25 protein-coding genes are annotated in these 25652 nt (G+C 72.3%); 2 read left to right on the top strand and 23 right to left on the bottom strand.

All coding sequences use genetic code 11. The features are described from left to right. Positions 1-18 precede the first annotated feature (18 nt). The 13 genes from AA23TX_RS10790 to pyrR form a co-directional block, all read right to left on the bottom strand. The gene (locus AA23TX_RS10790) at positions 19-2121 is read right to left on the bottom strand and encodes a primosomal protein N' (protein WP_155542402.1); all 2103 of its coding nucleotides are present in this window, start codon (positions 2119-2121) and stop codon (positions 19-21) included. A gap of 89 nt (positions 2122-2210) precedes the next feature. Continuing rightward, the gene (gene metK / locus AA23TX_RS10785; protein WP_196425431.1) at positions 2211-3413 is read right to left on the bottom strand and encodes a methionine adenosyltransferase; all 1203 of its coding nucleotides are present in this window, start codon (positions 3411-3413) and stop codon (positions 2211-2213) included. Between the two features lie 93 nt (positions 3414-3506). Further along, positions 3507-4727: a bifunctional phosphopantothenoylcysteine decarboxylase/phosphopantothenate--cysteine ligase CoaBC gene (coaBC, locus tag AA23TX_RS10780; RefSeq protein WP_196425275.1), complete on the bottom strand. Its 1221-nt coding sequence runs from the start codon at positions 4725-4727 to the stop codon at positions 3507-3509. Next, positions 4720-4989 carry a DNA-directed RNA polymerase subunit omega gene (gene rpoZ, locus AA23TX_RS10775; RefSeq protein ID WP_005152353.1) on the bottom strand — a complete coding sequence of 90 codons (270 nt, stop codon included), beginning with the start codon at positions 4987-4989 and terminating at the stop codon, positions 4720-4722. Before rpoZ ends, coaBC begins: the two co-directional genes overlap by 8 nt. Further along, on the bottom strand, positions 4986-5654 hold the full coding sequence (gmk, locus tag AA23TX_RS10770; protein ID WP_196425274.1) for a guanylate kinase: 669 nt from the start codon (positions 5652-5654) through the stop codon (positions 4986-4988). Before gmk ends, rpoZ begins: the two co-directional genes overlap by 4 nt. After that, on the bottom strand, positions 5651-5968 hold the full coding sequence (mihF, locus tag AA23TX_RS10765) for an integration host factor, actinobacterial type (protein WP_013224622.1): 318 nt from the start codon (positions 5966-5968) through the stop codon (positions 5651-5653). The genes gmk and mihF overlap by 4 nt, the downstream gene beginning before the upstream one ends. A gap of 107 nt (positions 5969-6075) precedes the next feature. Then, positions 6076-6924, bottom strand: a complete 849-nt coding sequence (gene pyrF / locus AA23TX_RS10760; protein WP_155542401.1) for an orotidine-5'-phosphate decarboxylase — start codon at positions 6922-6924, stop codon at positions 6076-6078. After that, positions 6921-10235 (bottom strand): carbamoyl-phosphate synthase large subunit, encoded by a 3315-nt coding sequence (carB, locus tag AA23TX_RS10755; protein ID WP_155542400.1) that lies wholly within the window; start codon positions 10233-10235, stop codon positions 6921-6923. The genes pyrF and carB overlap by 4 nt, the downstream gene beginning before the upstream one ends. Next, a complete protein-coding gene (carA, locus tag AA23TX_RS10750) occupies positions 10235-11356 on the bottom strand; it encodes a glutamine-hydrolyzing carbamoyl-phosphate synthase small subunit (RefSeq protein WP_155542399.1) in 1122 nt (373 codons plus the stop codon). The genes carB and carA overlap by 1 nt, the downstream gene beginning before the upstream one ends. Further along, positions 11353-11847 carry a PH-like domain-containing protein gene (locus AA23TX_RS10745; protein WP_155542398.1) on the bottom strand — a complete coding sequence of 165 codons (495 nt, stop codon included), beginning with the start codon at positions 11845-11847 and terminating at the stop codon, positions 11353-11355. The genes carA and AA23TX_RS10745 overlap by 4 nt, the downstream gene beginning before the upstream one ends. Further along, positions 11847-13133, bottom strand: coding sequence for a dihydroorotase (locus tag AA23TX_RS10740; protein ID WP_155542397.1), 1287 nt, complete (start codon positions 13131-13133; stop codon positions 11847-11849). Before AA23TX_RS10740 ends, AA23TX_RS10745 begins: the two co-directional genes overlap by 1 nt. Beyond that, positions 13130-14062 carry an aspartate carbamoyltransferase catalytic subunit gene (locus AA23TX_RS10735; protein ID WP_086671159.1) on the bottom strand — a complete coding sequence of 311 codons (933 nt, stop codon included), beginning with the start codon at positions 14060-14062 and terminating at the stop codon, positions 13130-13132. The genes AA23TX_RS10740 and AA23TX_RS10735 overlap by 4 nt, the downstream gene beginning before the upstream one ends. Then, entirely contained in the window at positions 14059-14676 is a 618-nt protein-coding gene (pyrR, locus tag AA23TX_RS10730; RefSeq protein WP_155542396.1) for a bifunctional pyr operon transcriptional regulator/uracil phosphoribosyltransferase PyrR, read from the bottom strand. The genes AA23TX_RS10735 and pyrR overlap by 4 nt, the downstream gene beginning before the upstream one ends. A 248-nt stretch (positions 14677-14924) precedes the next feature. Here pyrR and bldD point away from each other — a divergent pair, with 248 nt between their 5' ends. Further along, entirely contained in the window at positions 14925-15413 is a 489-nt protein-coding gene (gene bldD / locus AA23TX_RS10725; protein ID WP_003096372.1) for a transcriptional regulator BldD, read from the top strand. Positions 15414-15502: 89 nt separating this feature from the next. Here the strand turns inward: bldD and nusB are convergent, their stop codons facing one another. The 3 genes from nusB to AA23TX_RS10710 are packed head-to-tail and all read right to left on the bottom strand — an operon-like array spanning position 15503 to position 17653. After that, on the bottom strand, positions 15503-15958 hold the full coding sequence (nusB, locus tag AA23TX_RS10720; protein WP_155542395.1) for a transcription antitermination factor NusB: 456 nt from the start codon (positions 15956-15958) through the stop codon (positions 15503-15505). Continuing rightward, positions 15958-16521: an elongation factor P gene (efp, locus tag AA23TX_RS10715; RefSeq protein WP_155542394.1), complete on the bottom strand. Its 564-nt coding sequence runs from the start codon at positions 16519-16521 to the stop codon at positions 15958-15960. Before efp ends, nusB begins: the two co-directional genes overlap by 1 nt. 43 nt (positions 16522-16564) lie before the next feature. Then, positions 16565-17653: a M24 family metallopeptidase gene (locus AA23TX_RS10710; RefSeq protein WP_155542393.1), complete on the bottom strand. Its 1089-nt coding sequence runs from the start codon at positions 17651-17653 to the stop codon at positions 16565-16567. Positions 17654-17715: 62 nt separating this feature from the next. Here AA23TX_RS10710 and AA23TX_RS10705 point away from each other — a divergent pair, with 62 nt between their 5' ends. After that, positions 17716-18306 carry a B-4DMT family transporter gene (locus AA23TX_RS10705; protein ID WP_196425273.1) on the top strand — a complete coding sequence of 197 codons (591 nt, stop codon included), beginning with the start codon at positions 17716-17718 and terminating at the stop codon, positions 18304-18306. 65 nt (positions 18307-18371) lie between these two features. Here AA23TX_RS10705 and AA23TX_RS10700 read toward each other — a convergent pair whose 3' ends face one another. The 7 genes from AA23TX_RS10700 to AA23TX_RS50040 all read right to left on the bottom strand — a co-directional run bounded on the left by AA23TX_RS10700 (position 18372) and on the right by AA23TX_RS50040 (position 25507). Continuing rightward, positions 18372-19853 carry a glycoside hydrolase family protein gene (locus AA23TX_RS10700; protein WP_155544368.1) on the bottom strand — a complete coding sequence of 494 codons (1482 nt, stop codon included), beginning with the start codon at positions 19851-19853 and terminating at the stop codon, positions 18372-18374. 264 nt (positions 19854-20117) lie between these two features. After that, a complete protein-coding gene (locus tag AA23TX_RS10695; protein ID WP_155542392.1) occupies positions 20118-21029 on the bottom strand; it encodes a GNAT family N-acetyltransferase in 912 nt (303 codons plus the stop codon). Further along, the gene (aroQ, locus tag AA23TX_RS10690) at positions 21026-21457 is read right to left on the bottom strand and encodes a type II 3-dehydroquinate dehydratase (RefSeq protein WP_086856373.1); all 432 of its coding nucleotides are present in this window, start codon (positions 21455-21457) and stop codon (positions 21026-21028) included. The genes AA23TX_RS10695 and aroQ overlap by 4 nt, the downstream gene beginning before the upstream one ends. After that, positions 21454-22563: a 3-dehydroquinate synthase gene (gene aroB, locus AA23TX_RS10685; protein WP_155542391.1), complete on the bottom strand. Its 1110-nt coding sequence runs from the start codon at positions 22561-22563 to the stop codon at positions 21454-21456. Before aroB ends, aroQ begins: the two co-directional genes overlap by 4 nt. 8 nt (positions 22564-22571) lie before the next feature. Further along, positions 22572-23096: a shikimate kinase gene (locus AA23TX_RS10680; RefSeq protein WP_196425272.1), complete on the bottom strand. Its 525-nt coding sequence runs from the start codon at positions 23094-23096 to the stop codon at positions 22572-22574. Beyond that, the gene (aroC, locus tag AA23TX_RS10675) at positions 23093-24280 is read right to left on the bottom strand and encodes a chorismate synthase (RefSeq protein ID WP_155542389.1); all 1188 of its coding nucleotides are present in this window, start codon (positions 24278-24280) and stop codon (positions 23093-23095) included. The genes AA23TX_RS10680 and aroC overlap by 4 nt, the downstream gene beginning before the upstream one ends. Positions 24281-24328: 48 nt before the next feature. Further along, on the bottom strand, positions 24329-25507 hold the full coding sequence (locus AA23TX_RS50040) for an A24 family peptidase (RefSeq protein ID WP_230862413.1): 1179 nt from the start codon (positions 25505-25507) through the stop codon (positions 24329-24331). Positions 25508-25652: the final 145 nt, after the last annotated feature.

The raw sequence follows: 25652 nt of genomic DNA, 5'->3' as shown, positions 1-25652 counted from the left end.
CAAGAGGCACTCTTGCGGCTAAATGAGGTCCAGCGGATCCACCTGGACGCGGATCGGTTCCGTCGCCTTCTTGGCGTCCCGCCGGGCCGCGGCCGCGTGGATCGAGGACGACAGCGCCTTGCCCTCCGCGCGGGATACCCGCACCAGGGCCCGCTCCCGTGCGGCATTCCCGTCCTCGTCGATCTCCCCGAGCGGGACCGGGCCCAGTACCTCCCCCGACGACGGCAACGGCAGGTCGTCGAGGAAGCCCGCCACCGCGTCCGGGCTTCCCTCGACGCTCGCCATCCGCATCGCCGGCGGGAAGCCCAGCTCACGGCGTTCCGACAGCTCCTGCCCCGCGTGCCACGCCGGGTCCCAGCGGACCAGTGCCTGGACCACCGGCATCCCCGCCTCCGCTCCGACGATCACGCGGCCGCCCGAGGCGGCGGGGCGGACCAGGGATGCGGCCGCCATCCAGCGGCGCAACGCCTCCTCCCCCGCCCGCAAGTCCTGACGCCCCAGCAATGCCCAGCCGTCCAGCAGCAGCGCCGCGCCGTAGCCGCCCTCGGCCACCGGTTCCGCTCCCGGCGTGCACACCACCAGCGCCGGCTTGCCCGGGACCGAGGCCAGGACCTCCGCCGCTCCCGAGGTGCGGACCGGGATGCCCGGGAACGCCCGCCCCAGCTCCTCCGCCGTCCGCTTCGCGCCGACGATCACCGCGCGCAGGCGGACCGAGCCGCACGCCGTGCAGCGGAACGCCGTCTCCGGGACTCCGCACCAGCGGCACGCCGGGGGTTTCGGCTGCCCGTCCACCGACCCGCCGGGCAGCGCCAGCGGCCCCGCGCAGCGGCGGCAGTGCGCCGGCGTGCGGCAGTTGCCGCACGCCAGGCCCGGGACGTACCCACGCCGGGGCACCTGGACCAGCGTCGGCAGGCCAGCCGCAAACGCTTGCCGCGCGGCTTCGAACGCCACGGCCGGCAGCCGGGCGACGCGCGCCGCCTCGTCTCGGGCGACGTCGAAGTCCTCGCCGACCGGGGTGACGCGGGGCGCCGCCGACCGCAGCACCGTGCGGTCGGCCAGGACCGGCACAGCCCAGCCCGACTCGACCAGCAGCTGGGCCTCCGCCGTCCGGGCGAACCCGCCGACCAGCAGCGACGCCTTCGCCGCGTGCGCGCGGTCCATCAGCACGTCGCGGACGTGCGGGTAGGGCGCGTGCGGGTCGAGGTGCAGGTCGTCGCCGTCGTCCCAGACGACGAACAGGCCGGGGTCGTGGACCGGCGCGAACATCGCCGCCCGGGTGCCGACCACCACGCGCACCGCGCCGCGCAACACCGCCAGCCAGCGCCGGTACCGCTCCGCGGGCCCGAGGCCGGCGATCAGCGCCACCACGGCCTCCTCACCCACCAGCGCCGCGCAGGCCTCGTGCACCCGGGTCAGGTCGCGGTGGTCCGGGACCACCAGCACCGCGCCCCGCCCCGCGGCGGCCACCGAAGCGGCGGCCTCGGCGAGCCGGCGCGGCCAGTCCTCGCCCGGCAGCGCCTGCCAGACGGCGTTCGCGGGCTTGCCCTCGGCGAGGGCCTCCAGAAACGCCGGACCACGCTGGTAGCGTCCCCAGGCCGTCGTGTCGGGTGCTTCGGGGAGCGCCGCGGGCGCCGGCGGCGGTTCGGCCTCGGCCTTCGCGTGGCGGGGCGGGATCGCCAGGCGCAGGACGTCCGACAGGGTGCCGCCGTAACGGTCGGCGACCGCGCGGCAGACCGCGTGCGACGACGGCGGCAGCACCGCCTCGGGCGACGTCACGCGGTCGAGGAACGCCAGCTTGCTGCCGTAGTCGCTGGTCTCGCCGCGCTCGATCAGGTAGCCGTCGACGAGCTGCCCGGCGAACCGGACGCGCACGCGGCAGCCGGGCACGGCGGTCTCGTGCAGCTTCTCCGGCACGAGGTAGTCGAAGGTGCGGTCGAGGTGGGCCAGCGGGATGTCGACGACGATCCGCGCGACCGGCCGCTCGGGCGCGGGCGACTGGGCCCCCTTGGCCTTCTGGCCGGCCTTCGCCGGTTTCCGGGCACGCGAGGGCGCCGCCTTCGCCGGAGCGGGAGGCGGCTTCTCCGGGAGCTCCCAGAGAGCGGCGGGCTCGGAACTACTCACGCCGTGATCTCTACCAGACCCCTCCGACATCCCGGACGCCAGGAAGGCCACCTCGAAGAGCTTCGAGGTGGCCTTCACCGGATCGTGCGTCAGGCTCCCGCGGCGTTCTTCAGCGCCTCGGCGCGGGCCGTGCTCTCCCAGGGGAGGTCCAGCTCGGGCCGGCCGAAGTGGCCGTACGCCGCCGTCGGGGCGTAGATCGGGCGAAGCAGGTCGAGGTCGCGGATGATCGCGGCGGGCCGCAGGTCGAAGACCTCGGTGATGGCCTGCTGGATCTTCGACGGGTCGACCGTCTCGGTCCCGAACGTCTCGACGAACAGGCCGACCGGGGCCGCCTTGCCGATCGCGTAGGCGACCTGCACCTCGGTCCGCGACGCCAGCCCGGCGGCGACGACGTTCTTGGCCACCCAGCGCATCGCGTACGCGGCGGAACGGTCGACCTTGGACGGGTCCTTGCCGGAGAACGCGCCGCCACCGTGGCGGGCCATGCCGCCGTAGGTGTCGACGATGATCTTGCGCCCGGTCAGGCCGGCGTCGCCCATCGGGCCGCCGATGACGAAGCGGCCGGTCGGGTTGACCAGCAGCCGCGCGCTGGAGGTGTCGATGCCCAGCGCGTCGATCTCGGGGCCGACCACGTGCTCCTTGACGTCGACGCTGAGCATCCGCTCGAGGTCGATGCCGTCGGCGTGCTGCGAAGACACGACGACCGTGTCGAGGCGCACCGGCTGGTCGCCGGCGTACTCGATGGTCACCTGGGTCTTGCCGTCCGGGCGCAGGTACGGCAGCACGCCGTCCTTGCGGACCGCGGTCAGCCGCTTCGACAGCCGGTGCGCCAGCGCGATGGGCAGCGGCATCAGCTCGGGGGTGTCCGAGCAGGCGTAGCCGAACATCAGGCCCTGGTCGCCGGCACCCTGGCGGTTGATCTCGTCTTCGTCGGACTCGACCCGCGACTCGTACGCGGTGTCGACGCCCTGGGCGATGTCAGGCGACTGCGAGCCGATCGCGACGTTGACGCCGCACGAGTTGCCGTCGAAGCCCTTGGCCGAGGAGTCGTACCCGATCTTCAGGATGACGTCGCGGACGATCGTGGGGATGTCGGCGTACGCCTCCGTGGTCACCTCGCCGGCGACGTGCACCTGGCCGGTGGTGATCAGGGTCTCGACCGCCACGCGGCTGCGCGGGTCCTTCGACAGCAGACCGTCGAGGATCGAGTCGCTGATGGCGTCGCAAATCTTGTCGGGGTGCCCTTCGGTCACCGACTCCGAGGTGAACAATCTGCTGCTAGACGCGGTCACGGTGGCCGTCACTTCCTCACCTTGTCGTCGGATGCCCCGAAACTTAGGCACCCCTTACCTGTGCAAGCGTACTGACTATCGCTCGGAGGACGGTCAACGCTTCATGAAGCTCACTACAGCGTCCCACAGAGTGGACGCGAGTTCGGCTTTCGCGCCCAAGGGGATGGGGATTTCCGTGCCGTCGGAGCCGAGCAGCCAGCCCGAATTGTCCTCCGTGCCGAACGCCTTGCCGTCGCCGACGGCGTTCACGACCAGCAGATCCGCGCCTTTTCGCTTGAGTTTCACGCGGGCGTGGTCGAGGACGTCGCCGTGCTCGTCCCCGGTTTCCGCGGCGAATCCCACGACGACCTGTCCGGGACGCCGGTTTCGCACCAGTTCGGCCAGGATGTCCGCATTGCGGGCGAGCGTGATGACCGGGTCCGGCTGATCGTCGGACTTCTTGATCTTGTGGTCGGCCCGGTTCGCCGGCCGGAAGTCGGCGACGGCGGCGGCCATCACGACGACGTCGGCGGTCTCGGACGCGGCGTGCACCGCCTGTCGCAGCTCCTCCGCCGTCGACACGTGCGAGACGGTCGCGCCCGCCGGGTCCGGCAGCGCGACGGTGTGGGCGGTGACCAGGGTGACCTTGGCGCCACGCTGGGCGGCGACGCGGGCCAGCGCGTAGCCCTGCTTGCCGGACGAGCGGTTGCCCAGGTAGCGGACCGGGTCGAGCGGCTCGCGGGTGCCGCCCGCCGACACCACGACGCGGACCCCTTCGAGGTCGCGCGGGAGGGCGTCCGGCCGGGCCAGCAGCAGCCGGGCGAGGTCGACGATCTCGGCGGGGTTCGCCAGGCGGCCCTTGCCGGTGTCGACGCCGGTCAACCGGCCGGAGTCGGGCTCGGTGACGATCGCGCCGCGCGAGCGCAGCAGGGCCACGTTGGCGCGGGTCGCGGGGTGCTCCCACATCTCCGTGTGCATCGCCGGGAAGAAGGCGACCGGGCACCGGGCGGTGAGCAGGGTGTTCGTCAGCAGGTCGTCCGCGAGGCCGTGGGCGGCCTTGGCGAGCAGGTTCGCCGTGGCCGGGACGACCAGGACGAGATCGGCTTCCTTGCCGACGCGGACGTGCTGCACCTCGGGCACCTCGGTGAACACACCCGTGTGCACGGGGTGCCCGGAGAGGGCTTCGAAGGTGGCCGCGCCGACGAAGTTCAGCGCGGCTTCGGTGGGGACCACGCGGACGTCGTGACCGGATTCGGTCAGTCCGCGCAGCACCTCACAGGCCTTGTAGGCGGCGATGCCGCCGCCCACGCCCAGGACGACCTTGGGCTTACTCACCCTCGGTGTGCTCGAGCAGGCCGCCGTGGATCTCGCGCAGCGCGATCGAGAGCGGCTTCTCGCGCGGGCCCGGCTCGACGAGCGGGCCGACGTACTCGAGCAGGCCCTCGCCCAGCTGGGCGTAGTAGTCGTTGATCTGGCGGGCACGCTTGGCCGAGTAGATCACCAGCGCGTACTTCGAGCTGACCTTCTCGAGCAGGTCGTCGATCGGCGGGTTGGTGATGCCCTCGAGCTCTTCGTGCAGGGTCGCCTGAGTCGTCACTCGTGGTGCTCCGAATCTGTGGGACTACCGGCGGCAAACTGCTCGCCGGTAATCAAGTTTAGCAAGTGCTCAGCGGCCTCTCGCACGTCGGCGTTGACGACCCGGTGGTCGAACTCGCCGGCGGCGGCCAGCTCACGCTCCGCTTCGGCCAGCCGGGCCTGCACGGCGGCCTCGTTCTCGGTGCCGCGCCCGGTGAGCCTGCCGACCAGTTCCTCCCAGGACGGCGGCATCAGCATCACCAGCCGGGCCTCCGGCATCGCCGCGCGGACCTGGCGGGCGCCCTGCAGCTCGATCTCCAGGATGGCCGGGCGGCCGTCGGCGAGGGCCTTCTCGACCGGCTCGCGCGGGGTGCCGTAGCAGTTGCCGGTGAACTCGGCCCACTCGAGGAGCCGGCCGTCGGCGACCATCGCGTCGAACTCGGCGCGGTCGACGAAGTGGTAGTGCGCGCCCTCGACTTCGCCGGGGCGGGGCTTGCGCGTGGTCACCGAGACGCTGAAGTAGATGTCGGGCTCCAGCTTCCGCAGCTCGCCCACCACGCTCGACTTCCCGACCCCCGAAGGCCCCGATACGACGGTGAGCCGGTGCCGGGGGATGTCCCCCGTCACCGGCTCACTGCCGCGGTCGGCGCCCCGGTTCACCGGGTAGTCACGACCGGCGCCGTTCACTCGCCGCTGAACTCGGCCAGCAGCGCCTTGCGCTGCCGGTCGCCGAGGCCGCGAAGGCGACGGCTGGGGGCGATCTCCAGTCGTTCCATGGTCTGCTGCGCGCGGACCTTGCCGACGCCCGGAAGGGCCTCGAGCAGAGCCGAAACCTTCATCTTGCCGAGGACTTCGTTCTCCTCGGCCTGCTTCAGCACGTCGACCAGAGTGGTACCGCCCCGCTTCAGCCGCTCCTTCAGCTCAGCACGGATCTTGCGAGCGGCGGCGGCCTTCTCCAGCGCCGCAGCGCGCTGTTCCTCTGTCAGCTGGGGAAGTGCCACGTTTTCCTCCGGTAGTTCTCAAATCTGGGTGGGTGACGCGACGGTACCCACCCGTGAGCACCGGCCACAATGCGGGGGTGCCTGGTGGGACCCCGTTCCGGGCCCTGCTATTGGTCGTTTTCCTGCGGGTCGGCCAGCACTTCGGCGACCCGTTCGACCGCTTGGCGCAAAGCCGCTTGCTCCGGACCGTGCTTCAGGATGTCGCGAGACGACGCGGGCAGCACTCCCGGCAGGGATGCGCCGAAGAGCGCCTTCAGATCGGCCACAGTGGCTCCCTGGGCCCCGAAACCGGGTGCCAGCACGGGTCCGTTCAGCCGCGAGAGGTCGAGCTCCCCCGGCGGAACCGTGGCGCCGACCACCACACCCACATCGCCGAGCGGCCCCGCGGATGCGTTGAGCGCCGCCGCGGAGTCGACGATCGCCTGCGCGACGGTGCGGCCGTCGGGCAGTTTCGCGTTCTGCACGGCGGCCGCTTCGGGGTTCGAAGTTCGCGCAAGCACGAAGATGCCGCGCCCCGCGGCGACCGCCGTTTCGGCGCATTGGGCCAAAGAGCCGAACCCGAGGTACGGCGAAACGGTGATCGCGTCGGCCGCGATCGCCGCCCCGTCGGCCACGTACGCGGCCGTGTACGCCGCCATCGTGGAGCCGATGTCGCCGCGCTTGACGTCCAGCAGCACCAGAGCGCCGGCTTCGCGCGCGGTTTCGACGACCCGCTCCAGCACGCGGACGCCCGCCGCGCCGAAACTTTCGAAGAACGCCGACTGCGGCTTCACGATCGCCGTGCGCGCCGCCAGAACCTCCGTGGCGGACAGCGCGAACCGTTCCAGGCCCGAAGCGTCCACCGGGAGCCCCCAGGCCTCGAGGAGGCCCGGGTGGGGGTCGATCCCGGCGCACAGCGGGCCCCGGTCCGCGACGGCTTTCGCCAGCCGCGCCCCGAAGCGCTCCGGCGTGCTCACGACTTCGCCTTCAGCGCCGCCTGCAGCTCCTGCAGGGACTTGACCCCGATGTCGCCCCGGATGAGCGCCTCGATGCCGTGCACGGCCGCCGCGGCGCCCTGCACGGTGGTCACGCACGGGATGTCGCGCGACACCGCGGCGGTGCGGATTTCGTAGCCGTCGACGCGCGGACCGCTGTTGCCGTAGGGAGTGTTGATCACCATGTCGACGTCGCCGTCCAGGATGACGTCCACAATGTTCGGCTCGGCTTCGGTCGAGCCTTGGTAGTGCTTGCGCACCACCGAGCACGCGACCCCGTTGCGCCGCAGCACTTCCGCGGTGCCGGACGTGGCGAGGATCTCGAACCCGAGGTCCGCCAGGCGCTTCACCGGGAAGACCATCGAGCGCTTGTCGCGGTTGGCGACCGAGACGAACACGCGCCCGGACGTCGGCAATGAGCCGTAGGCCGCGCTCTGGGACTTGGCGAACGCCTTGCCGAAGTCGACGTCGACGCCCATCACCTCGCCGGTGGACTTCATCTCCGGGCCCAGCAGCGAGTCGACGCCGTGGCCTTCGGGCGTGCGGAAGCGGTGGAAGGGCAGCACGGCTTCCTTGACCGCGACCGGCGAGTCGGCCGGCATCTGCCCGCCGTCGCCGTCGGACGGCAGGACGCCGCTCTCGCGCAGGTCCTTGATCGTCGAGCCGGTCATGATCAGCGCGGCCGCCTTCGCCAGCGGCACCGCCGTGGCCTTGGACACGAACGGCACCGTCCGCGACGCCCGCGGGTTGGCCTCCAGGACGTACAGGACGTCGTCCTTGAGCGCGTACTGGACGTTCAGGAGCCCGCGCACGCCCACGCCTCGCGCGATCGCCTCGGTGGAGCGGCGGACGGCCTGCAGATCGGTGTGCCCGAGCGTGATCGGCGGCAGCGCGCACGAGGAGTCGCCGGAGTGGATGCCAGCCTCCTCGATGTGCTCCATCACGCCGCCGAGGTAGAGCTCCTCGCCGTCGAACAGCGCGTCGACGTCGATTTCGATGGCGTCGTCGAGGAAGCGGTCCACGAGCACCGGGTGCTCGGGGGTGATCTCGGTGGCCCGGCTGATGTACCCGGCGAGGGTCTCCTCGTCGTAGACGATCTCCATGCCGCGCCCGCCGAGGACGTACGACGGCCGGACGAGCACCGGGTAGCCGATCTCGTCGGCGATCCGCTTGGCGCCCTCGAACGACGTCGCCGTGCCGTAGCGCGGCGCGGGCAGCCCGGCGTCGGTGAGGACCTCGCCGAACGCGCCGCGGTCCTCGGCCAGGTGGATGGCCTCCGGCGGCGTCCCGACCACCGGGACCCCGGCGTCGGCGAGCCGCTTCGCCAGGCCCAGCGGGGTCTGGCCGCCGAGCTGGACGATGACGCCGGCGACCGTGCCGGACGCCTGCTCGGCGTGCACGACCTCGAGGACGTCCTCGAAGGACAGCGGCTCGAAGTACAGCCGGTCGGACGTGTCGTAGTCGGTGGACACGGTTTCCGGGTTGCAGTTGACCATGACGGCCTCGAACCCGGCCTCCCGCAACGCGATCGCCGCGTGCACGCAGGAGTAGTCGAACTCGATGCCCTGGCCGATCCGGTTCGGGCCCGAGCCGAGGATGAGCACCTTCGGCTTCTCCGTCTGCGCCGCCACTTCGGACTGCGCTTCGGGGTCGGACTCGTAGGCCGAGTAGTGGTACGGCGTGTTCGCGGCGAACTCCGCCGCGCAGGTGTCCACGGTCTTGAACACCGGCCGCACGCCGAGGCGGTGGCGCAGGGTGCGGACGCCGTCCTCGCCGGCCAGCTCCGGCCGCAGCGCGGCGATCTGCCGGTCGGACAGCCCGGTGCGCTTGGCGCGGCGCAGGAGATCGCCGTCGAGCACCGGGGCGTCGCGGACCTCGGCGCCGACCTCGCCGATGTAGGCGATCTGGTCGATGAACCACGGGTCGATGCCGGAGGCCTCGTGGACCTGCCGCACCGAAGCGCCCAGGCGCAGCGCGCGTTCGACTTCGTACAGCCGGCCTTCGTGCGGCGTGCGCAGGGAGTCCAAAGTGGACTCAACCGTGACGCCATCGGGGTCGGGCAACGTCCAGAACCCGGTCGCCTTGGTCTCGATCGACCGCATCGCCTTGCCGAGCGCCTCGGGGAAGCTGCGGCCGAACGACATCGCCTCGCCGACGCTCTTCATCGTCGTGGTCAGCGTCGGGTCGGCGCCCGGGAACTTCTCGAAGGCGAACCGCGGCATCTTGACGACGACGTAGTCCAAAGTGGGCTCGAACGCCGCCGGGGTCTCGCCGGTGATGTCGTTCTGGATCTCGTCGAGCGTGTAGCCGATGGCGAGCTTCGCGGCGATCTTGGCGATCGGGAAGCCGGTCGCCTTCGACGCCAGCGCACTCGATCGGGAGACGCGCGGGTTCATCTCGATGACGACCATCCGGCCGTCTTCGGGGTTGATCGCGAACTGGATGTTGCAGCCGCCGGTGTCGACGCCGACCGCGCGCAGCACGTCGATGCCGACGTCGCGCATCACCTGGTACTCGCGGTCGGTGAGCGTCATGGTCGGCGCCACGGTGACGGAGTCGCCGGTGTGCACGCCCATCGCGTCGACGTTCTCGATCGAGCAGACGACCACGACGTTGTCACTGCGGTCGCGCATCAGCTCGAGCTCGTACTCCTTCCAGCCGAGCACGCTCTCCTCGATGAGCACCTCGGTGACCGGCGACTCGTCGAGGCCGGTGGAAGCGAGCCGTTCCAGGTCTTCGGGCGTGTGCGCCATGCCGGACCCGAGCCCGCCCATGGTGAACGACGGCCGGATGACGACCGGGAGGCCCAGCTCCTTCACCGTGTCCCGGACCTCGTCCATGGTGTTGCAGACGCGGCTGCGCGGGGTCTCGGCACCGACCTCGGCGACGATGTTCTTGAACTTCTGCCGGTCCTCACCGCGCTGGATGGCGTCGATGTCGGCACCGATCAGCTCGACCCCGTACTTGGCGAGCACGCCGCGCTCGTGCAGCGCGACGGCACAGTTGAGCGCCGTCTGCCCACCGAGCGTGGCGAGGATCGCGTCGGGGCGTTCGACGGCGATGACCTTCTCGACGAAGTCCGGCGTCACCGGCTCGATGTAGGTCGCGTCGGCGAACTCGGGGTCGGTCATGATGGTGGCCGGGTTCGAGTTCACCAGTGACACGCGCAGGCCTTCGCTGCGCAGCACCCGGCAGGCCTGGGTCCCGGAGTAGTCGAACTCCGCGGCCTGCCCGATCACGATCGGCCCGGAGCCGATCACCAGCACGTGCTGGATGTCCGTCCTCTTCGGCATCAGGCCTTCTTCTCCATGAGCGAAACGAAATCGTCGAACAGGGGCGCCGCGTCGTGGGGGCCGGCCGCGGCTTCGGGGTGGTACTGCACCGAGAACGCCGGGACGTCGAACGCCCGCAGGCCCTCGACCGCGCCGTCGTTCGCGCAGTAGTGGCTGACCTGAGCCGCGCCGAAGGGCGACTCGAAGCGCTGCCCGGGCTCGCCTTCGAGGGCGAAGCCGTGGTTCTGCGCGGTGATCGCCACCTGCTTGGTGGCGACGTCGATCACCGGGATGTTGATGCCGCGGTGGCCGTAGCGCATCTTGTACGTGCCCAGGCCGAGCGCGCGGCCGAGGACCTGGTTGCCGAAGCAGATGCCGAACAGCGGGATCTCGCGGCCCAGTACCTGCTTGGTCAGCTCGGTCGCGTGCGTCGTCGTGGCCGGGTCGCCCGGGCCGTTCGACAGGAACACCCCGTCCGGCTCGATCGCGAGCAGCTCGTCCAAGGTCGACGTCGAAGGCAGCACGTGCACCTCGATGCCGCGCTTGACCATCTGGCGCGGGGTGTTGGACTTGATGCCCAGGTCCAGCGCGACCACCCGGAAGCGCGTCTCGCCCGACGGCGAGACGACGTACGGCTTGGGCGTGGTGACCTGGCCGGCCAGGTCGGCGCCCTCCATCTTCGGGCTGGCGAGCACCTCGGCGACCATCTCGTCGACGGTGCCCAGCGCGTCACCGGAGAAGACCCCGGCGCGCATCGCGCCCAGCTCGCGCAGGTGCCGGGTCAGCGACCGGGTGTCGACCTCGGCGATGCCGACGATCCCCTGGTTCACCAGCTCCTCGTCCAGCGTGCGCTTCGAGCGCCAGTTGGACGGCGTGCGGGCCGGGTCGCGGACGACGTAGCCGTTGACCCAGATCTTCGAGGACTCGTCGTCCTCGTCGTTCCAGCCGGTGTTGCCGATCTGCGGCGCGGTCTGCACCACGATCTGCCCGTGGTAGGACGGGTCGGTCAGCGTCTCCTGGTAGCCGGTCATGCCGGTGCAGAACACGGCCTCGCCGAGGCTCCGCCCCCGCGCGCCGTAGGCAGCGCCGCGGAACACCCGGCCGTCTTCGAGCACCAGTGCGGCCTGAGCGCGCGCGTTCACTGGGCACCTCCCTTGATCTTCAACTGTTCGATCCACTGTGGATAGTCGTCGAGGTCGTCGCCGCGGAAGCCGGTGTCGACCTCGGTTTCGCCGGCCCGCCAGGTGAGCACCAGCAGCGCGTCCGTGCCCATCACCTTCCCGGCGATCCTGGAGTCGCGCCGGACGCCGGTGACCGCGTCGCGCGGGATCCAGAAGTCGGGCGCTCCCCCGCGTTCGACCGCGACACCGCCCTCGTGCAGCCGCAGGACCGCGCCGGTGCGCAGACCCGCGCCGCGGGTGACGACCCGGTTCTGCCACTCCCCCGCGAACGTCGTCGCGACGTAGACACCGGTGGACTCCAGCAGGACGTCCCCCGGCTCCGCGGGGATGGCGGGGAACGGCGGCACCCGCACGCTCTGCGAGCGCGCCTTGCGCCGCCAGCCGACGTACATGCCCCACAGGCAGAGCAGGAAGAAGGCGACGATCGCCAGCACCAGCCAAAGGCGTTCCATCAGCAGACCTTCCCGTCCCGCGCGGTGAGCCGCCCGCGCAGCAGCGTCGCGGTCACCACACCGGGGAGCCGCATTCCCTCGTACGGGGTGTTGGCGGCGATGCTGGCCAGCTCCGCGCCGCGGACCGTCCACTCGGCGTCCGGGTCGACCAGCGTCAGGTTCGCCGGCTCGCCGACGGCGATCGGGCGGCCCTGGTCGGCCAGGTTCCCGATCTCCGCGGGGCGCTCGCTCATGACGCGGGCGACGCCGCGCCAGTCGAGCAGCCCGGTGCGGACCATGGTCTCGGCCACGATGGACAGTGCCGTCTGCAGCCCGAGCATGCCCGGCCGGGCCGCGCTCCACTCGGTGTCCTTGTCCTGCACCGCGTGCGGGGCGTGGTCGGTGGCGACGCAGTCGATGACGCCCTCGGCCAACGCCGTCCGCAACTTCTCCGCGTCGGACTCCGTGCGCAGCGGCGGGTTCACCTTGTTGACCGGGTCGTAGGTGGCCAGGCGCTCGTCGGTGAGCAGCAGGTGGTGCGGCGTGACCTCGGCCGACACCTTGGTGCCGCGGTCCTTCGCCCAGGCCAGGACGTCCGCGGTGCCCGAAGTGGACACGTGGCAGACGTGCAGCCGCGCGTTCGCGTGCCGGGCCAGCAGGCAGTCGCGGGCCACGATGGACTCTTCCGCGGCGGCCGGCCAGCCGGTGTAGCCGAGCCGGGCCGCGCGCTCGCCCTCGTGGGCCTGGGCGCCTACGGTCAGCCGCGGCTCCTCGGCGTGCTGCGCGATGACGACGTCCAGCGCGGTCGAGTACTCCAGCGCGCGGCGCATCAGCAGCGGGTCGGCGACGCAGAGGCCGTCGTCGGAGAAGACCTTCACCTGGGCCTGCGACTTCGCCATCGTGCCCAGTTCGGCGAGCTTCTCGCCCTTGAGCCCGACGGTGACCGCGCCGACCGGGTGGACGTCGACCAGGCCGACCTCCTGCCCGCGGCGCCACACGTGGTCGACGATCACGGCGTTGTCGGCGACGGGGTCGGTGTTGGCCATGGCGAACACGGCGGTGTAGCCGCCGAGCGCCGCCGCGGCCGAGCCGGTCTCGATCGTCTCGGTGTCCTCGCGGCCGGGTTCGCGCAGGTGGGTATGCAGGTCGACGAACCCCGGCAGCAGCACCTGGCCGCCCGCTTCGACGATTTCGGCGCCCTCCGGGACGTCCACCGCGCCGATCGCGGTGATCACGCCGTCCTCGATCAGGACGTCGACCGGGTCGCCTTCGCCGTAGGGGCGGGCGCCCTTGATCACGGTGCTCACGCGGCGGCTCCTTCGCTGGCCAGCAGGTGGTAGAGGACCGCCATGCGCACGTGGACGCCGTTGCGGACCTGTTCGGTGATGGCCGAGGCCGGGGAGTCGGCGACCGCGCTCGCGATCTCCATCCCGCGCAGCATCGGGCCGGGGTGCAGGACGACCGCGTGCTCCGGCAGCAGCTTCTGCCGCTTCTCCGAGAGGCCGTACGCGATCGAGTACTCGCGGGCGCTCGGGAAGAACCCGCCGTGCATGCGCTCGGCCTGGACCCGCAGCATCATCACCGCGTCGACCGCGGGCAGCTCGGCGTCGAGGTCGTGCGAGACGGTCACCGGCAGGCTTTCGACGCCGTAGGGCAGCAACGTCGGCGGCGCGACGAGAACCACTTCGGCGCCGAGCGCGGAGAGCAGGTGGATGTTCGAGCGGGCGACGCGGCTGTGCAGGACGTCACCGACGATCGCGATCCGGCGGTCCTTGAGCGAACCGAGCCGCTCGCGCAGGGTCGCCGCGTCGAGCAGCGCCTGCGTCGGGTGCTCGTGGGTGCCGTCGCCGGCGTTGACCACCGACGTGCCGGGCTCGGCGAGCCACTCCGAGAGCCGCTGGGCGGCACCGCTGGCGGGGTGCCGGACGATCACGCAGTCGGCGCCCGCGGCGGCCAGCGTCAACGCCGTGTCACGCAGGGACTCGCCCTTGTTGACCGAGGAGCTGGACGCGGAGACGTTGATCACGTCGGCGCTCATCCACTTCCCGGCGATCTCGAACGAGACCCGCGTGCGCGTCGAGTTTTCGTAGAACAGGGTGATCACCGTGCGGCCGCGCAGCGTCGGCAGCTTCTTGACCTCACGGCCGAGCAGGGTGTGCTTCAGCTCGTCGGCGGTGTCCAGCACGGCCGTGGCCAGCGCCGGGTCCAGCCCGTCGGTGGCGAGCAGGTGCTTCACGAGTCTTCTCCAGGTACTTCTTCGGTCGGGCCGCTTTCCGAGGGACGGAGCAGTACCGCGTCGCGGCCGTCGATCTCGGCCAGCAGGACGGACACGCCCTCGGTGCGGGCGGTCGGCACGTTCTTGCCCACGTAGTCGGCGCGGATCGGCAGCTCACGGTGACCTCGGTCGACGAGGACGGCCAGCTGCACCGCGCGGGGGCGGCCGTGATCACGGAGGGCATCGAGCGCGGCCCGGATCGTGCGGCCGGAGAAGAGGACGTCGTCGACCAGGATCACCACCCGGTCGTCGATGCCGTCGGCGGGCAGCTGCGTCTGTTCGAGCGCGCGCGGCGGGCGGCGGCGGAGGTCGTCCCGGTAGAGGGTGACGTCGAGGGCGCCGGTCGGCGGGCGGACTCCGGAGAACTCGCCGATCTTGTCGGCGAGGCGGGCCGCGAGGGGAGTGCCGCGGCTGGGGATCCCGAGCAACACGGGCGGGGTAGTGCTCTCCGCACCGTTCGCGGTCTTTTCGATGACCTGATGGGCCATTCGGGCGATCGTGCGCGCGACATCGCCGGCCGTCAGGAGCTCGCGCTCCCCGGCCGAACCAGCCGCGCCACGCGGACGTGACGACACTTCGGACTCCTTCCCCGCCTCACCGGACGGGTCCTTAAAGGACGTCTGTTCCCCTGCTGGTCGGGGCTTTCCCACCGACAGTAGCAGGCACTTTGCTCAGTCTTACGGGTGGTGTGGCGTGATTCGCGGCAAGCTCCTGCTTGACCTGGTGACAACAATGCGTAACCATTACTCTGAGTATTCGACTCGAAGAGTCCCCTGGACCGGTCACCCCGACCGGGAGGGGGTGGAGAACGGAGAACGACCAGATGGGCGATTACGCCAAGGCGCTCGGGGCCAAGCTCCGCGGGATCCGCCAGCAGCAGGGCCTGTCCCTGCACGGGGTCGAGCAGAAGTCCGGTGGGCGCTGGAAGGCCGTCGTCGTCGGCTCGTACGAGCGTGGCGACCGTGCCGTCACCGTGCAGAAGCTGGCCGAGCTGGCCGACTTCTACGGCGTGCCGGTGGTCGAGCTGCTGCCCGAGGGCCGGGTCCCCTCCGGCGCGGAGCCCGCCACCAAGATCGTGATCAACCTCGAGCGCCTGCAGCAGCTGCCGGCCGAAAAGGTGGGCCCGCTGGCCCGCTACGCGGCGACGATCCAGAGCCAGCGCGGCGACTACAACGGCAAGGTGCTCTCGATCCGCACCGAGGACCTGCGGTCCCTGGCGATCATCTACGACATGACCCCGGGCGAGCTCACCGAGCAGCTCATCGACTGGGGTGTGCTCCCGCCGGAGGCGCGGCCGTCCAAGGAGGACTGATTCCGGGTGTGCTGTGCCGACAGCAGTGAGCGTTCCCGGTGGGGGCACCGGAGACGCTCACTGACTTCGTCGGGGGGCTCGCAGCAGACCTACAGGACGGCGCGGAGGCGGTCGGCGATCGTGCCGATCCGGCCCAGCACGCCGTTGACGAACCGCGGCGAATCGTCCGTGGAGAGTTCCTTCGCCAGGCCGACGGCCTCGTCGATCGCGACCGGGTCCGGCACGTCCTCGGCCCAGAGCAGCTCGTAGACCCCGACCCGCAGCACCGCGAGGTCGACCTTCGGCATCCGCTCCAGGGTCCAGCCCTGCGCGTGCTCGGCCAGCAGCTCGTCGATCTGCGTCTTCCGGGCGGTCACGCCCTCGACCAGGCTGATCGTGTAGTCCCCGATCGGGTCGACCTCGGTCGCGCCGACCCGGTCGGCCAGCAGCGTGACCGCGTCGGCGTCGCGCTGCGAGGCCTCGTACAGCATTTCCACCGCGCGACGGCGCGCCTGCCTGCGGCTGATCGCGCCGCCGCGGTTGGGGTGGGGCTTCGACGTCGGCATCAGCTGGAGACGCGGCCCAGGTAACGGCCGTCGCGGGTGTCGACCTTGATCTTCTCGCCGGTGGACAGGAACAGCGGGACCTGGATCTCCGCGCCGGTCTCCAGCGTCGCCGGCTTGGTGCCGCCGGTGGAGCGGTCGCCCTGCAGGCCCGGGTCGGTGTGCTGGATGACGATCTCGACCGAGGTCGGGAGCTCGACGTAGAGCGCCTCGTTCTCGTGCACCGCGACCTGGACCTCGGTGTTCTCGAGCATGTAGTTGGCGTTGTCGCCGACGACCGCGGCCAGCACCGTGATCTGGTCGTAGGTGTCACCGTCCATGAACACGAAGTCCTGGCCGTCCTTGTACAGGTAGGTCATGTTCCGGCGGTCCACCGTGGCCGTCTCGACCTTCGTGCCCGCGTTGAACGTCTTGTCGACCACCTTGCCGGTGAGCACGTGCTTGAGCGTCGTGCGCACGAAGGCGCCGCCCTTGCCCGGCTTGACGTGCTGGAACGCGGTGACGGTCCACAGCTGGCCCTCGAGGTTGAGGACGAGCCCGTTCTTCAGGTCGTTGGTCGTGGCCACGAGCTTGCAGTCTCCTGTGTCGATCTACGGTTCGCGGCCGCTGTCAGACGACCACGAGGTTCTTGGTGCTCAGGGTGAGGAGTTCGGGCTCCCCAGCCCGCACGACGAGCGTGTCCTCGATGCGCACGCCACCGCGCCCCGCGAGGTAGACGCCGGGCTCGACGGTGACCGCCATACCGGCGGACAGTGTACCGACGCCCGTCGCGGCGAAGCTGGGCGCCTCGTGGATCTGCAGGCCGACGCCGTGGCCGAGACCGTGCGCGAAGTGCTCGCCGTGCCCGGCGTCCGCGATCACCCCGCGCGCCGCGGCGTCCACATCGGACACCTCGGTGCCCGGCACGACGGCGCGGACCCCGGCCGCCTGGGCGGCGTGCACGAGGTCGTACACCTCCCGCTGCCAGTCCGCGGGTTCGCCGAGGACGAAGGTGCGGGTCATGTCGGAGTGGTAGCCGTCGACGGTCGCGCCGAAGTCCAGCTTGACGAAGTCGCCGCGCTTCAGCTGGGCGTGCGTCGGCTGGTGGTGCGGGATGGCCGAGTGCGCGCCGGCGGCGATGATGGAGGCGAAACTGGGCTCGGCCGACCCGTGCTCCAGCATCCGGTTCTCCAGGTCACGGGCGATTTCCAGCTCGGTCCGGCCGGGCCGCAGGCCGCCGGCGGCGACGAGGTCGTCCAGCGCCCGGTCGGCGGCGGCGCAGGCCTGGCGCAGCGCCTCGATCTCGGCTTCGTCCTTCACCAGCCGGAGCCGCTCGACCAGCCCGGGGGTGCGCTCGAGGGCGGCGTCCTTCTTGAGGGACTCGTACTCTTCGACGCTGACGTGCTGGCTCTCGAAGCCGACGCGGCCGTATGTCCTGGCGTCCTTCGCGGCTCTCGCGACGAGGGCGGCGGCGCTGGCCCGGTCGACGACCTTGTCCAGGTCGGGCACCTCGGCGGCCGACTGGGTCGTGTAGCGGCCGTCCGTGCAGAAGAGCGTCTTCCCGTCGCCCTCGGCGTGCAGCAGCACGGCGGCGTTCGAGCCGGTGAACCCGGTGAGGTAGCGGATGTTGAGCAGATCGGTGACCAGCAGCGCGTCGACACCGGCTTCGGTCAGAAGCCCGCGCAGCGCCGCCCGGCGTCGTCCATGGGTTTCGGGCACGTCCCCAGCCTAGTGGGCGCTGGCGAAGCGACTCGCCAGTAACCTGGCCTACACTCCGCAGGATGAGCGCTTGGGTGATCCGCGGACTCGGGATGGCGGTGCTCCACGGCGTCGCGCTGACGCTGCTGGCCAAGTACGCCGTGTACCACCCGACGGACCAGACGCTGATGGTGTCCCTGACCCTGGCGGCCCTGGTCGGCGCGGCAGCGCTGTGGAGCGCCCTGGACGCCTGGCGCGACGTCCCCGACCGCGGCCGCGCGTGGTTCATCGCGGCGCTGGTGGCGGGGGTCGTGTCGGGGATCCTGTACGTGATCGGGCGGGCGGTGTTCGTCGACCAGACGGGCGTGTCGGAGCTGGGCGGGGCGTTGACCGGCGGGGCGGCGTTTTCGGCGCTGCTGGTGCTGGTGCCGGCCGGGCTGGGGCTTTTCGTGGGTGGGCGGATCGGGCGGACCCGGCCGTCGGAGGAGGACGATGCGGAGCGCGAGGGTTCTTCGGCTTCGCCCGCGCCTTCACCGCGTCCGCGCCGGCGGGTCCGGGTGGACGGCTCGGAAGCCTCGCCTCAGCCTCGTCGGCGGGTCAGGGCGGACGACCCGGAACCCTCGCCGCGACCTTCTCCGCGGATGCGGCCTCGCAGCGGGGAACCCCGCACCTAGCACGCGGTTTCCCACCGCAGCGCGGCGTCGGTTCCCGCCGATGAGCACCGCGCGCGCCTCCGGCGTCAGCCGACCAGTGAGGCGCCTTGCGGGTAGCCGTCCCATTGGGCGTCCGTCACCGGGTGGGCCGCCGAGCCGTTGCCGGCCACGATCGTCGCGTCCGGGACTCCCCACAGGCGGCGGTCGTCGAGGACCAGTGCCAGGCCGCGGCCCGGAGCCCGGACCGACTCCGCGCCCGAGCGCAGCCGCGTCGCCACCGGCAGTGCCGCCACCTCGGGCGATTCCTTCTCCAGCAGCTCGCCGGCCAGGGCCGCGGCCACGCTGCGCCGGTCGACCCGCACCCGCTGCCCGGCGCGGACCAGGTCCATCGTCCGGTCCGGCGACGGCATCGTCACGCCGTCGAACGTGGCGGCCACCCGGCCCGGGTTCGCGCAGGCCTGGCTCCCCACCAGGTCGAGCCCGAAGTGCCGCAGGGCGGTCGGCGCGCCGGCCCCGCCGATCGCGGTGGCGCGCACGACGTCGAACGGCACCCGGTCGCACGGCGCGGCCGACGACAGCGGCGCGTGCCCGTCCGCGCGGCGCACCAGCCCCGGCCCTTCCTTCCAGGGGCCCGGGATGACGACCGCCCGGTACGGGTTCTCGGTGAAGTCCGCGGTCCAGAAAGTCAGCGTCGTCCCGGTGTCGGTCTCGTGCGCGATGACGAACGCGTCGAGCGCGCCCACCCACATCAGGTCCGCGCTGAACCCCTCGACCACCGACCGGCCGCGCGGCGCGGCGGTCGTGGCCACCGGCACGAACCCGCCGACGTCGAGGGCCTGGACGCCGGCCCCGAACGCGGGGTCGTGCGACCGGAGCACGAACTGCCCGGCGCCGTTCCACGCCGCGGCGCGGCCGGTGGTGTCGGTGAACATCAGGTAGAACCAGCCGTCGAGGTAGACGGCCGAGGGCTGGCCCGCGCCGTAGACGTTGGCGCGGTGCACGTCGTGCGACGGTCCGAGGATCGGCTTCCCGCCCGCCGCGCGGGTCCAGTGCACGCCGTCCGCGCTGGTGGCGAGCCCGACGGCGTTGCCGAGCGCGTGGTCGCCTGCCGCGCCGGTGTAGTAGAGGTAGTACGTCGAGCCGACGCGCAGCACCGACGGGTCGCAGGTGTGCATGCCGTCGAACTGCCCGGGCGCGCCGGAGAAGACGGCGGCCGGGATCCCGCCGCCGGGCCCGGCGAACGGCCCGTCGATCGACTGGGCCTGGGCGTACAGGATGTCGTCGCCGGCGGGTCCGGCGCCGCCGTACTGGCTGCACCACCACATCCGGGTCTGCCCGCGGTCGAGCATGACGGACGGCCCGTAGTTGTAGACGGCGTCCGCACCACCGGCGGCGATCACGCCACCACTCTCCCGGGGGTCACCCGAAGCGAGCTTGACGTCGACCGGCCGCGGCGGGGAGCCGGTCTTCCCCCCGGCGATGGCCGGATTGTCCCCGGCCGCCTGAGGCTGGGCGTAACCCTCGGTGCACCCGGCGACGAGCAGCCCGGCCAGGACACTGGCGAGCAGGGCACGAGCGGGTCGCCGACCCCCACGACGAAACGGGCGCACGACATCGGAGTGTAGCGAGACCGAACCCGTCCGAGTGATGGCACGCCTGGTCGGCGGTCATTCGTTCGCACCCAAGATCGCGGGCGCAGCAGGGGGTTCGCAGTGTGCGCCGGTCAGGCCGGTCGTGAGTGGGAAACAGGGTTAGAACACTGTTTCCCACTCACGACCGGCCGCGGCGGGCTCGGCGGGTGTGGCGGGCCCTCGGCCGTGAAGCCCGGCGGGTCAGTGTGCGGGTGGGCCTTCGAGCGCGACCAGCTCGACCTCGAAGCCCGCGTCATTCTCGAGATAAGCCGCGTAGTGCGCTTCGCCGCCCGCATACGGATAGCGATCGCCGAACAACGGCCGCCAGCCGTGGCCGGCTGCCTGCTCGGCCAGCGCGTCGACCTGGGCGCGCGTTCCCACGTGCAGCGCCAGGTGGTTCAGGCCCGGGCGGGTGCGCTCGTGTTCCGGGGCGCTCATCGCCGGCGAGGCCTCGACCACCACGTACGTCCCGCCGAGGCGCCAGCTGACGCCCGCGGGCCAGCGCTGGAACTCCCGCCACCCCAGCTCGCCGAGCAGCCAGCCCCAGCTCCGCTCGGCCTCGGCGAGGTCCGGCACCCACAGCTCGATGTGGTGCGGCCGTCCGGGCACCGGCGCCAGCGCGACCAGCACGCGGTGCAGGTCGCCGTAGTGGATGCCGCTGCCGACGTCGAGGAAACCCAGCCGGGCCGCCACTTTCCGGCTCGCCGCGTTGTTCTCGTGCACCAGCGCCCAGACCGCCGGCAGCCCGAGCGCGTCGAGCCCGTGGCCGAGCACCGCCCGGGCGGCCTCGGTCGCCAAGCCTTGCCCCGCGTACGCGCTCGCGACGTAGTAGCCCAGCTCCGCCACCCCGCCGGGCAGCTCCGACGACGGGCGCAGGTGCGCGACGCCGATCACCTCGCCGTCGCGCTCGATCACCCAGTGGCCCTGGCCGGCCGGGCCGCGGTAGGCCAGCCGGCGGTCGACCATCGCGCTCGCCGCCGCCGGGTCGGAGAAGTCCGCGGCGAAGAACCGGCTCATCTCCGGGTCGGAGAACACCTTCACGACGGCTTCGCGGTCGGCCTCGACCAGCTGACGCAGCTCCAGCCGCGCCGTGGTCAGCGTCGGCGGCGTCATCCCGGGTGCGCGGCGAGCCACCGCAGGGCGAGCGGGTAGCCGTCGACGCCGAGGCCGGCGATCACCGCGGTCGCGATGTCCGACAGCACGCTGTGGTGCCGGAACGCCTCCCGCTTGTGCACGTTCGAGATGTGCAGCTCGATCAGCGGCGCGGACAGCTGCGCCGCGGCGTCGCGCACCGCGATCGAGTAGTGCGTCCACGCGCCGGCGTTGAGCACCACCGGGTTCCCGCCGTCGGCGGCTTCGTGCAGCCAGCCGACCATTTCACCCTCGTGGTCGGTCTGCCGGACCTCGACCTCGATCCCCAGCTCCTCGCCGGTCTTCACGCACAGCGCCGCGAGGTCGTCGTGGGTCGTCGAGCCGTAGACCGACGGCTCGCGCTTGCCGAGCCGGCCCAGGTTCGGGCCGTTGAAGACGAACGCCTTCACAGCAGCACACTCCCGCCGCTCTTCGGAGCGTCGGCGGCGATCGCCGAGTACGCGGCCGCGAGCAGCGACGGGTCCGGGCCCTCGAGCCGGCCGGGCTTGCCGAGGGCGTCGAGGACGACGAACCGCAGCACCCCGGAGCGGGTCTTCTTGTCGCCTTTCATGATTTCCAGCAGCTGGGGCAGCGCGTCGGCGTCGTACGTCGTCGGCAGGCCGAGCAGCTTCAGCACGGCGGCGTGGCGCTCGGCGGTGGCGTCGTCGAGCCGCCCGGCCAGCCGCGCCAGCTCGGCGGCGAACACCAGCCCGACGCTCACCGCGGCACCGTGGCGCCACCGGTACCGCTCGCGGCGCTCGATGGCGTGACCGAGCGTGTGGCCGTAGTTGAGGATCTCCCGCAGGTCGGACTCGCGCAGGTCGGCCGCCACGACGTCGGCCTTGACCTGGATCGACCGGCGGACCAGCTCGGCGAGCACGTCGCCGCTCGGGTCGAGCGCGCCGGCCGGGTCGGCCTCGATCAGTTCGAGGATCCGCGGGTCGGCGATGAAGCCCGTCTTGACGACCTCGGCCATCCCGGCGACGAGCTCGTTCGGCGGCAGCGTCTCCAGCGTCGCGAGGTCGACGAACACCGCGCTCGGCTCGTGGAACACCCCGACGAGGTTCTTGCCCGCCTCGGTGTTGATGCCGGTCTTGCCGCCGACCGCGGCGTCGACCATGCCGAGCAGCGTCGTCGGGACGTTGACCAGGGACACCCCGCGCATCCAGGTACCCGCGACGAACCCGGCGAGGTCGGTGACGGCGCCGCCGCCGAGGCCGACGACGACACCTTGGCGGTCCAGCCCGATCCGGCCGAGCACCTCCCAGCAGAAGCTCGCGACGGTGAGCGCCTTGCCGTCCTCGGCGTCCGGGATCTCGACGCGGTGCGCGTCGAGACCGGCGGCGATCAGCTCTTCGCGGATGGCCTCGGCCGTGGTGGTCAGCGTGGGCGGGTGGACCAGCGCGATCTTCGAGGCGCCGGCCAGTTGCGCGGTGAGGTCACCGAGCAGGCCGCGGCCGACCACGACGTCGTAGGGACGGGCGGTGGCGACGGGGATGCGCACCGGATCGGACACGGGGTGACTCACTCCTTGGCTTCGGCGGGGACGGTGAGCTCGGCCGCCAGGCCCGCGACGATTTCGGCGGGCGTCCGGTCGTCGGTGGCGACCTCGATGGTGGCGACCTCGCGGTAGACGGGCGCCCGCTCGTCGAGCAGTTTCTTGAACGTGGCGCGGGGGTTCACCCCGGCCAGCAGCGGCCGCGCGGACGACAGGCCGGTGCGCTGGACCCCGGCGGCGAGGCCGACGTTGAGGAACACGACGGTGTGCTCCGCCAGCCGGGCCCGGGTGCCCGGGGTGAGCGGGGCGCCGCCGCCGAGGGAGAGCACGCCGTCGTGCTCCGCCAGCCCGGTGGCGACCGCTTCTTCTTCCAGTGCGCGGAAAGCGGGTTCGCCGTCGTCCGCGAAGATGTCGGCGATGGTGCGGCCGGTGCGCGCGACGATGTCGTCGTCACTGTCCCGGAACTCGACGCCGAGCGCCTTGGCGAGCAGCGGGCCGACCGTGCTCTTGCCCGAGCCGGGCGGCCCGATGATCACCGCGCGAGGGCTCACCAGCGCTCCTCGAGTGCCTTCAGGTACGCCTCGGCGTTGCGCTTGCTCTCGGCGAGGGAGTCGCCGCCGAACTTCTCGAGCGCGGCGTCCGCGAGGACGAGTGCCACGACCGACTCCAGCACGACGCCGGCGCGCGGCACGGCGCAGACGTCGGACCGCTGGTGGATGGCGACGGCGGACTCGCCGGTCTTGACGTCCACTGTGGACAGTGCTTTGGGGACGGTCGAGATCGGCTTCATCGCGACGCGCACCCGCAGCGGCTCGCCGTTGGTGATGCCGCCTTCGAGGCCGCCCGCGCGGTTGGACCGGCGGGTGACGCCGACCGGGCCGGTGCCGCGGTCGATCTCGTCGTGCGCCTGGCTGCCCCAGCGACGGGCGGTGGTGAAGCCGTCACCGACCTCGACGCCCTTCATGGCCTGGACGCCCATCAGCGCGCCGGCGAGCCGGGCGTCGAGCCGGCGGTCCCAGTGGACGTGCGAGCCGAGGCCCGGCGGCAGGCCGTAGGCGAGGACCTCGATGACGCCGCCGACGGTGTCGCCCGCCTTCCGCACGGCGTCGACCTCGGCGACCATGGCGTCGGTGCCTTCCTGGCCGAAGGCGCGCACCGGGCTCTCGTCGATGGCGGCGAGGTCTTCCGGCTTGGGGACGAGCCCTTCGGGGGCGTCGGCCCCGCCGATCGAGACGACGTGGCTGAGGATCTCGACGCCGAGCAGCTGCTTCAGGAAGTTCCGCGCGACGGTGCCGAGCGCGGTCCGCGACGCGGTTTCGCGTGCGCTGGCCCGCTCGAGGACGGGGCGGGCCTCGTCGAAGCCGTACTTCTGCATGCCGGGCAGGTCGGCGTGACCCGGGCGCGGCCGGGTGAGCGGCTCGTTGCGCGCGAGGCCTTCGAGGATCTGCGGGTCGACCGGGTCGACCGCCATGACCTGCTCCCACTTGGGCCACTCGGCGTTCTCGATCTGGATCGCGACCGGGCCGCCCTGGGTGAGGCCGTGGCGGACGCCGCCGAGGAAGTCGATGTGGTCGGTCTCGAAGCCCATCCGCGGGCTGCGCCCGAAGCCGAGGCGGCGCCGGGCGAGCTGCTCGGTGACGTCGGCGGTGGTGACGCCGACGCCGGCGGGCATGCCTTCGAGCACGGCGGCCAGCGCGGGTCCGTGCGATTCACCTGCGGTGATCCAGCGCAACATGGGCTCAATCCTGTCACGGGGGCCGGGCGGGCCCGAAGAGTGTTCCGGTCATGGCGCACCCGGGAAGAGGGCGCACAGCCAGGTGGCGGCGAGGAGGGCGGGTCCATGGGGCACTCGGTGGCCGCCGAAGGGACGAATCGGGGGTGGGATGGGTGTGGGCCGGGTGGTGGTTGACGGCGCCGGGTGCGGGCGGGCCGGCGGAGCTGGGGGTGGGACGGAGGCCGGTCGGGTGGTGGCCGCCGGCGCTGGGTGCGGGCGAGCCCGCGGAGCCAGGGGTGGAACGGACGCCGGCCGCGTGGTGGCCGACGGCGCCGGGTGCGGGCGGGCCGACGGAGCTGGGAGTGGGACGGAGGCCGGTCGGGTGGTGGCTGACGGCGCCGGTCGAAGGCCGCGGTGCCGGCCCGAGCGCGGCACGGACGCCGGTCGCTCGGCACCTGACGACGCGAGGCGCAGACCGAGGCGCCGGCCGGCCGCCGATACCGAGCGCAGGACGAACGCCGGGGGTCTGACGGCTGAGGGCGCCGGGTGCCGAACGGCGGTCGGCGCTGGGGGCAGGACGGGCACCGGTCGTTCGGTGGCTGACGTCGGGCGCGCGGCGGGTGCCGGATGCGGCTCCTGCGCCGGTCGAAGGCAGGCTGATGGCGCCTCCCTTGCTCGGGTGCCGGGGCGTCGGCGGCCTACCTCCTGGGCGATCGCGATGGCCAGGCTGAACAGAGCCGCCAGGATCGCCGCGAGTGCGAGGGCCGGCCAGCCCGTCGCGCCCAGGACCGCGCCCAGGCTGCCGGACAGCTTCACGTCGCCCGCGCCGAGGCTGCCCGGGACCGCGCGGGCGACCAGGGCGTGGGCGCCGCCGAACAGGAGGGCGCCCGCTGCCGCGCGTGCTGCCAGGGACGGGCCGCCGCCGCCGAGTGCGGCCGCTCCGATCGCCGCGCCGAGGAGGGGGTACGCGGGCAGGGTCAGCACGTCGGGCAGGCGCAGGTGACGCAGGTCGGCGAGGGCCAGCGGGACGGCGATGACCGTCAGCACGACCGGCACGGGCAGCCACCAGCCGGGCCGGCCGCCCGCCTGCCACCGCGCGGTGACCATGGCGACGCCGACCGCGGCCAGCGCGGCGGCGCGCCAGACCGGGATCGGGGCGTCGGCGCGGGCGAGGGCCCACGCCGCAAGGGGCGCGGTGACGGCTCCGGCGGCCGCCGCGGTGGTGAGGACGAAGATCGTCGGGGGCATGGGTCCAGGGTGCGGCGACCGGGCTGAGCTGGGCAAATGGCGGGCGCAGCGAACGGTCCGTTCGCTACGTTCCGGGCCGGTTTTCACTCCTGTGGGCGACACGCCGGGCGCGGAATGTCGGCCGAAACCACTCGGATCGAGACGG

This window comes from Amycolatopsis camponoti (assembly GCF_902497555.1).
GTDB lineage: Bacteria > Actinomycetota > Actinomycetes > Mycobacteriales > Pseudonocardiaceae > Amycolatopsis > Amycolatopsis camponoti.
Note: the sequence above shows the minus strand (reverse complement) of the source record. Positions and strands in the feature narration are given on the sequence as shown.

Excerpts from the sequence above, each read along its gene's own strand:
- carB (WP_155542400.1), bottom strand. The coding sequence starts at position 10,235 with ATGCCGAAGAGGACGGACATCCAGCACGTGCTGGTGATCGGCTCCGGG.
- AA23TX_RS10745 (WP_155542398.1), bottom strand. The coding sequence starts at position 11,847 with ATGGAACGCCTTTGGCTGGTGCTGGCGATCGTCGCCTTCTTCCTGCTC.
- bldD (WP_003096372.1), top strand. The coding sequence starts at position 14,925 with ATGGGCGATTACGCCAAGGCGCTCGGGGCCAAGCTCCGCGGGATCCGC.
- nusB (WP_155542395.1), bottom strand. The coding sequence starts at position 15,958 with ATGCCGACGTCGAAGCCCCACCCCAACCGCGGCGGCGCGATCAGCCGC.
- AA23TX_RS10705 (WP_196425273.1), top strand. The coding sequence starts at position 17,716 with ATGAGCGCTTGGGTGATCCGCGGACTCGGGATGGCGGTGCTCCACGGC.
- AA23TX_RS10695 (WP_155542392.1), bottom strand. The coding sequence starts at position 21,029 with ATGACGCCGCCGACGCTGACCACGGCGCGGCTGGAGCTGCGTCAGCTG.
- aroC (WP_155542389.1), bottom strand. The coding sequence starts at position 24,280 with ATGTTGCGCTGGATCACCGCAGGTGAATCGCACGGACCCGCGCTGGCC.
- AA23TX_RS50040 (WP_230862413.1), bottom strand. The coding sequence starts at position 25,507 with ATGCCCCCGACGATCTTCGTCCTCACCACCGCGGCGGCCGCCGGAGCC.